This window comes from Streptomyces sp. NPDC059567 (assembly GCF_042735655.1).
Lineage (GTDB): Bacteria > Actinomycetota > Actinomycetes > Streptomycetales > Streptomycetaceae > Streptomyces.
In genome coordinates this window covers 1-6886 of the sequence record NZ_JBHWBS010000121.1, presented here as the reverse complement: position 1 = coordinate 6886, position 6886 = coordinate 1, and the positions used below count along the sequence as shown (strand labels likewise).

Genomic DNA, 6886 nt, shown 5'->3' with positions numbered 1-6886 from the left:
GAGCTCGCGTCTTACCTCGACGCGCCCGCGGCACAGCCTCCGAGCCGGCCCCGGGCGCGGCGCGAGGAGACTGTCCGCCCGCCCCCCCCGCCCCCCCCCCCCACGACAGATGTCACAGAGGCAGGCTCATTGTCACCGGGACCGCAGGCCAGGGCACTACGACTGGGCATCGCAGGTGGCCGTCTGAGCGTTCGGCTTCCGTCCCCTCGTGCGCGGCGAGGGGCGGCGCTGGTGACGAGAAGCGGGCACGGCTAGGGGGTGTCTTGTCGATCATTGGTCGAGCCAGATGAGTGTGCTGGCGAGGGTGATGGCGGCGAGGCAGCGGTCGGGGTGTTTGTCGTAGCGGGTGGCGATGCCGCGCCATTGCTTGAGGCGGTGGAAGCAGCGTTCGACGACGTTGCGCCGCCGGTAGGCGGCCTTTTCGAACCCGCAGGGCCGTTCGCGGCGTCGTCTGCGGCCGGCGAGCTGGTCGACGCGTTCGGGGATCGTGGTCTTGATCCCGCGCCGGCGGAGGTAGGCCCGGAACGTGCGGGCCGAGTAGCCCTTGTCGGCGACGACGTGGTCGGGCCGGGTCCGGGGCCGGCCGGGGCCCGGCCGCGGCACGCGGATCTTGCTGATGACGGCTTCGGCCTGGGTGCAGTCGTTGCGGTTACCGGCGGTGATCAGGAAGGCCAGGGGGCGGCCACGGCCGTCGCAGGCAAGGTGGAGCTTGCTGGTCAGCCCGCCGCGGGAGCGTCCCAGGCCGCGTTCTTCGAGCCCCCTTTGGCGGCCGCGTGCTGGCGGGCACGGACGATCGTGGAGTCGATCGCGACCAGCCAGTCCACCAACGATCCGATGATCGGAAAGACACCCCCTAGGCCGGGGCGCGCATGATGCGCCAACCGGTGCGCGCCGTGGTGACGGCGTGGTCCGGGACGACGACGGCCTGACGGCGGGTGCCGCCCCGCCCCCACGACCCGGTGAAGCGGACCTGATCGGCCGCCCGTCGCCCAGACGCAGCCACGGAAGCCGGTACCTGACGACAGCGAGGCCGGACAGGAACCTCCTGTCCGGCCCACTGCTGCGCCCGCACGCGATCCATGCGCCGAGTTTCAGCGGTACGTCCCGCTGCTCTTGGTCCTCGCCGCACCGCCGCCGAGGGTGATGGTCTCGACGTGCTTGCGCGGGAGGCCCGGGTGGAGACGCCCCACCTTCACCGCGGCGTACTCCTCGTGGAGGATCACGTACACGTACGCGGCGTTCGAGCCACGGCCTGCCCAGAGGCGGTCACGGTGGGCGCATTCCTCGCATACGGTCGCGCGGGCCAGCTCGACGTTCAGGGGCTGCCGGAAGTCCCCCTCGATCTCGCGCAGCCGCCGGTCGTGTTCGGCCTCCGCGGCCTGCCTGATCCGGAGCATCTGCGCCTCGTGATCGTCACCGAGCGTGGCCAGGGTAGCCTCGTGCTCGCGAATCCGCTTCTCGGCTGCCCGCCTGGCTTCGGCTCGTGCGGTCTCAGCGTCGGTGACGATCCTCGCCACCCGGGCCTTGGTGTCGGCGGCGTCGATCGCCGCCGTTTCGCGCCGCAGGCCGTCGATCGCACACGCTCCTGCGACGGGCATGAAAAGGCCGAAGAAGGTGAACAGGACGGCCGCGGTCACGATGGCGGCGGTGCCCCCCCTCAGGGCGGGCGCGTTCGCCATGGAGCCCCCGGCGGAGACGGCCGCGGCGCCCAGGCCGGCGGCCACGCCGAGGACGCACCGTGCGGGCCTGGCCCAGCTCGGGGCCTCGCGCCTGCGGGTCAGCATCCATGCGGGCCCGGACAGGAGCGCTGCCGCGCACGCGGCGGCGGTGGCGAGTCTCCACCGGGAGCGGGAGGTTCGAGACGTTGACGATCCACGCGATGGTGACGGCGGGGATCATGACCACCAATAGCAGGTTCAGGGCGACGAACACGCGCATACCCCGGTTGCGGGGCAAGTCGTCGACGTTCGACCACTGGGGCGGTGTGGGCACGATGGGGCTTCCCTGGGCGGAAATGGGGAAGGACGCCGCACCCTTGTCGATGATGGCGCGTCAGGTGCTCCGACGGTCTGCTCTGCAGGATCCGGCGTTGTGACGGTCACGTTCTTGTGGTCGTCGATCGACCAGCGGAGCGACGAGGATCGGGCGGCCTACGTCGGTCGCGTCGGCGGGGTGTCGGCCCCCAGTCCAGCGATCCCCGGCGCTGCGTGTCGAACGGGCCGCGCCCGACGGCCTCCAGGGCCTCGGCGACGCGGTCGGACGCGTCCTTGCCGAGGGCGTCGTGCAAACGCCGCCTCCAACCCCCGGCCGCTGCGCTCAGGGACGGTTGGCACGAGTGCGCTCGGCGGGCGTCGGGAAGAACTTGGCAATGCCGTTTACCGCTGAGCATGCCGAGTACGGGAGGCTGGATGCCACCCGGCCTGATCTGGGATGTGGCGTTGATCGGCAGGAGGTCCACCGGGCGCGGGCGCCGTTGCATTGCGGGGCCTGTGAGGGGCGGATGGTCGCCCGCGTCTCGGTGCTGGGGCTGCCGCACTTTGCACATCGGCGTCGTACGCCGGACTGTCCCCTCGCGGGGGGAGAGCATGGGGCACCTGCTGCTGAAGTCTGATCTCGCCGCTGCGACCCGCGCCGCCGGGTGGAGCGCCTTCCTGGAAGCCGCTGCGCCGCATGGCGGGCTGACGTCCTGGCCGTCTCCCCGGAGGGCAGGCGGTTCGCGCTGGAGGCCCAGCTTTCACCGATCACCGAGGATGGCATGCTCGAGCGCACCGCTCGGTACGCGGTGGAGGTGTGCTGGTTCGATGACCGCGAGCGCCCGCGACCGTGGATGGCGGCGGTCCCGTCCCTGCACCTGACCGGCCCGGCCGGTGGGCCGCGGGTCGTGCGCGGCGTGATCGCCGGTACTCGGCTGTGACGGATGGAGTGCGGTCGAGGGAGTAGCCCTGACCGATGCGGTGCCCTGGATCCTCCATCGTCGCCGACGCGGGGTGGAGCAGCTCGGTAGCTCGCTGGGCTCCCAGAGGTCGCATGGTTCAAATCCTGCCCCCGCTACCAACGCATTGGCCCCCTCACCATCAGAGCGAGGGGGCCAATCGCATGTCCGGGGCCACCGAGAGGTGCCGACGAGGCTATCCAGGCAGCCTGCTGCGGTGCAGTCCGTGCGCGGTGACTGCTGCCACAAGGCTTGTTCAGCCCGTGACCTCGCGTATTGAACGCGTTCAATACCCCTGGCAGGATGGCCGTTGTTGTGGCCGCCTGCCGGTGAGCCGTACTCATTTGTCGTGCTGCGAGGGGGACTTGACCGTGAACGAGGCGGGTCCGTGGAAGAAGCCGGGACCGGGTGTGATGGTGCTGCGACTCGTCGACTGGATCATGAGTGAGGAGGATCCGTGGAAGAGGCCGGGAGCGGGTGTGATCGTGCTGCGACTCGTGGATCTGGTTGTGCGCTACGTCCTGGTGTTCGCGCTCACGTGGGTACTTGTGGAGGCCGCGTTGCCCCCGGAAGCGGAGGTCCCGGAGACTGGACTCGACTTCTTCCCGTTCATTGGAATCCCCTCCATTGTGATCAGCTGTGTCTACGGGCTTGCGTCGAAGGCGTGGGACAGCATGGCCTTCCGGGCGCCGTTGGCTGTACTCCTGCTGCTCCCCACCTGGTTTCTGCTTTTCGGGAACTTCGTGGAGATGCTCCTGATTCCGGTGGTGGGGCAGCTCCTTTTCGCGCTGTGCGTGATGCGGGCTCCGATGCTGGGCCCGTCCGTGCTGCGACGGTGGGCCCGGGCCGTCCTCGCGCGATGGCAATGATGGTGGCTCGACGGAGCTCACGAGTCTCCGGCGCGGGAAGCTGAACGCCGACCGAAGACTCCGACGCGGGTGGGCGCCTTTGAGAGGCCCGGCTCGTCAATGATCCCTGTTGCCCGAGCCGGCCTACCGCGTCACCTGGACGCGCGCTGACGATGTTGCGGCCGAAGCCGGGGTGCGGTGCGGGGCATGCCCGGTTCTCCGGTCCGGCAGTCATGTGGTCGGGCAGCTCTCCCTGGTTCAGGTTTCTCGAGGGCCAGACGCGGGGTCGTGTCCGAGATTCCGCGAGTGGGGTGTCCGGGAGGTAGTACGTACCGGAGCTGGCGGTGGACCATGCCGATCCGGTCGGGGGTGTAGGTCCGAATATCCTCGGTCGCCTGCAGCACCAGGCCGCCGTCGGCCAGGACTGTGACATCCGCGAACGCCTCGGAGCCGCGCAGCGCGTCAGCGCCGCCCAGACGGTCCGCGACGCCGGTAGAGCACACCGAGGTCCATGAGTAGCCGCGAAGGGTGGTGTCGAGTTCTACGAGGGTCTCGTCCTGGAACAACCCCAGTGCGGCTTCAAGCGCCGTCTGATGCGTCGTGGTGTCGACGTCGTCCGTCAAGGCTTCCGAACAGACATGTCCGTCCTGCTGCAGAGAGGCGGCGGTGGAGAAACTCGGTCCACTGGCGCTGGACGTCGAGGGAGCGGTTGGGCGAAGAACTCCTCCGCCGACCGGTCGGCCATGAGCTGCACCCAATGGGGAGCATCGAAGTCCCGCTCGGCGGTGACCGTCAGCCACGGGCCTGCGGGAAATCCGTCCGCACCCAGCCGCGTCAATCTGAGCGTCACCACCAGCGGCACCTTTTCGAGGTCGTCGAGGAACGACGCCCACTCCTTCGGCGACCAGACCCGGCCGGAACGCGTCCGTCTGCCTCGGCTCATCCTTGCGACCCACAGGCTGTCCCAGAGCTCCCCGGGCTCACCGCACGGGGAGCCCCGGTTCCGTAGCGCCGCTCCACGGCCCGAGAGGTCGAGGTCGTGCGCGAAGGGATCCAGTTCAGCCGCGCTGAGGTCTTGGGCAGCGTCGGCGAACCATTCCTCCACGAGGCGACGATAACCAGCCCCGTCCTCGGGGAGGGCGTAGTTCAACTCGCAGTGCACACTCGCATTGGGCACAAACCCGCCTGCGTCCCCCACCGAGACTATCTCGCGGGCTTTCTCGGCCATCCAGGTACGCCAGTGGTCAGAGGGTCTGTTTGTCATGGGCCAGACGGTATGCCCGAGCACGGACAACCCACTGTCCCGCACGCGTCCCAGAACCGTCGTGGCGCGAGTCACCACGGGGCACATCCCTGCACCCACCGCAGATGAACTCTCCAGCGTGGTTGCAGCAGTGGTGATCGCCTTTCCGGATCCGATCATGGACACCGTCGTGGCGCGCCCTGCGGGGACGGGCACGCAGAAGATCTTGCAGAAAATGCTCCCTGATTCTGACGTGAAGGTCAGCCTCTGTTAGATATTTTCGGAGCTTGATCAAACGAATTCTCCGGGGTCGACAGGATCTATTTGAACCGACCCTGTTCGCCGAGCGGGCCTGGCTTGCTGCGCACGGGCCATGTGCCGAGCCTGCTGCTCCTCGCGGTGGGCAGTCCGCCGGCCTTGGCGCCTCCAGGATGCGCCCGCCGCCGCGTCGTGGTGTTCGGGTGGGTGTCGGCGGGACGGTCTTCCGGATGAACGCCTCCTGGCGCACCGGATCGGCATGCTCATGCTGCTTCATGTACGCGATGTGTACGGTCAGTTCACTGTCGTGGTTGACCGGCCCGCGAGCCGCTCCCGGTCCGCGATTCTCACCAGGTCCTCGCTCACGGCTGCAAAGCCCTCGTTGCAGCCGTCCTCGAACGCCGGCCCCCGAGTGCCCGGCGTCACCATGCCGTCCAGCGCTCACCTCGCCTCGCACCCTGATAGCCGCCCCGGCCCTTACCAGCTCGTCCGCCTAACCCACGGGCTCGCCCTGCCCTCCGGGACTCAGGCTGCTTTTGTCGGGAGAACGATTTGCGATGACGTGCCGGGGAGGATCTGCGGGTGGGCATCGGGTGTCCTACATTTTCGCCATCGCTACATTGGCTCCTTGTCTGATGCACACCCGGCAGACCGGAACCCACATGGACGTCCCTGGTTCAAGTCGTCATCTCTGGTGCTGGTTGATGCGTCGGCGTGGGCACGGGTGGTGTGACTGGGGCCGGTTGTCCACGGTGGGTGGTCTCGCCGGGTTGTAGATGATCAAGGTGCTGTATGTTCGAGCCGTTGTTCTAACCGGTTTGTAGGGGGTTGCCGTGAGGCGTGTTGTTCGTTTGTTCCTGGCGTTCTGTTCTGTGCTGGGTTTGGTTGTGGTGGGCGGGGGAGTGGCCCAGGCCGCACCGGAGGCTGTGAAGGTCTGTTACCGGGCTCATGTTGCAGGCAAGGGTTGGATGGAGTGGAACTGTGATGGGCAGTTCGCTGGGACGGTAGGGGAGAACAGGGCGATCGAGGCCATGGATATTCAGATCTGGGGACGGGGTTACTTCTGCGCTGATGCCCATATACGGAATGTGGGCTGGCAGGCTCCGTACGGTGACTGTGTGGCCTCCGGCCAGGTGAAGACGGTGGGGACCGTCGGTCAGGCTCTGCCTATGGAAGCGGTGAAGATCACCCTGTCGTACGGGAGCCTGGAGGGTATTGCCCAGGTGCAGGACCTTGGGTGGATCGGTCCTTTCCGTGGCGATCACATCACGGTTGGCACCACGGGCAAGGGTAAGAACCTGGAACTGGTCACGCTCAAGATCATCGGATAGCTGCATGGCCGTGCAAGCCTGACCCCGCATCAGCGGGGTCAGGCTTCATGCATGTCCGGAGTCGGCCCAGTGGTCAGGTAACGGGGAGCCTCACGCCCCTCCTGGGCGGCGGAGCTGGAGCCCAGGACCTCTCATCCCAAACGCCCCGTCACCAGCCCACCCAAGCCCCCTGACACCCAGCCAGCCGCCCGCGAAGCGGGCAAGGCCCGGGAGCGAAGCGGACGGGCTATCAGGGGCCCGGGAGCGGGCCCCTCCAGCGGTGCGCAGCACCGCC

7 protein-coding genes, 1 tRNA gene and 1 pseudogene are annotated in these 6886 nt (G+C 68.2%); 5 read left to right on the top strand and 4 right to left on the bottom strand.

Annotated elements, in window-relative coordinates:
• Positions 1–270: 270 nt before the first annotated feature.
• From ACFVZW_RS33410 to ACFVZW_RS33400, 3 genes and pseudogenes are all read right to left on the bottom strand, one after another.
• A pseudogene (locus ACFVZW_RS33410) lies at positions 271–824 on the bottom strand (IS5 family transposase); the annotation flags it as partial.
• A 29-nt stretch (positions 825–853) separates the two neighbouring features.
• A complete protein-coding gene (locus tag ACFVZW_RS33405) occupies positions 854–1003 on the bottom strand; it encodes a hypothetical protein (RefSeq protein WP_384529447.1) in 150 nt (49 codons plus the stop codon).
• A gap of 88 nt (positions 1004–1091) precedes the next feature.
• Positions 1092–1784: a hypothetical protein gene (locus ACFVZW_RS33400; RefSeq protein ID WP_384529444.1), complete on the bottom strand. Its 693-nt coding sequence runs from the start codon at positions 1782–1784 to the stop codon at positions 1092–1094.
• A gap of 80 nt (positions 1785–1864) precedes the next feature.
• Here ACFVZW_RS33400 and ACFVZW_RS33395 point away from each other — a divergent pair, with 80 nt between their 5' ends.
• The 4 genes from ACFVZW_RS33395 (at position 1865) to ACFVZW_RS33380 (ending at position 3801) form a co-directional block, all read left to right on the top strand.
• Positions 1865–2095: a hypothetical protein gene (locus ACFVZW_RS33395; RefSeq protein ID WP_384529441.1), complete on the top strand. Its 231-nt coding sequence runs from the start codon at positions 1865–1867 to the stop codon at positions 2093–2095.
• A 660-nt stretch (positions 2096–2755) separates the two neighbouring features.
• A complete protein-coding gene (locus tag ACFVZW_RS33390) occupies positions 2756–2914 on the top strand; it encodes a hypothetical protein (protein ID WP_384529438.1) in 159 nt (52 codons plus the stop codon).
• A 67-nt stretch (positions 2915–2981) separates the two neighbouring features.
• Positions 2982–3054 (top strand) — tRNA-OTHER (locus ACFVZW_RS33385).
• A 243-nt stretch (positions 3055–3297) separates the two neighbouring features.
• Positions 3298–3801: a hypothetical protein gene (locus ACFVZW_RS33380; RefSeq protein ID WP_384529435.1), complete on the top strand. Its 504-nt coding sequence runs from the start codon at positions 3298–3300 to the stop codon at positions 3799–3801.
• A gap of 598 nt (positions 3802–4399) precedes the next feature.
• Here the strand turns inward: ACFVZW_RS33380 and ACFVZW_RS33375 are convergent.
• Complete coding sequence (locus ACFVZW_RS33375) at positions 4400–5044, bottom strand: hypothetical protein (RefSeq protein ID WP_384529433.1); 645 nt, start codon at positions 5042–5044, stop codon at positions 4400–4402.
• Between the two features lie 1070 nt (positions 5045–6114).
• Here ACFVZW_RS33375 and ACFVZW_RS33370 point away from each other — a divergent pair.
• Positions 6115–6612, top strand: coding sequence for a hypothetical protein (locus tag ACFVZW_RS33370; protein ID WP_384529431.1), 498 nt, complete (start codon positions 6115–6117; stop codon positions 6610–6612).
• Positions 6613–6886 lie beyond the last annotated feature (274 nt).

Excerpts from the sequence above, each read along its gene's own strand:
- ACFVZW_RS33400 (WP_384529444.1), bottom strand. The coding sequence starts at position 1,784 with ATGCTGACCCGCAGGCGCGAGGCCCCGAGCTGGGCCAGGCCCGCACGG.
- ACFVZW_RS33390 (WP_384529438.1), top strand. The coding sequence starts at position 2,756 with ATGCTCGAGCGCACCGCTCGGTACGCGGTGGAGGTGTGCTGGTTCGAT.
- ACFVZW_RS33375 (WP_384529433.1), bottom strand. The coding sequence starts at position 5,044 with ATGACAAACAGACCCTCTGACCACTGGCGTACCTGGATGGCCGAGAAA.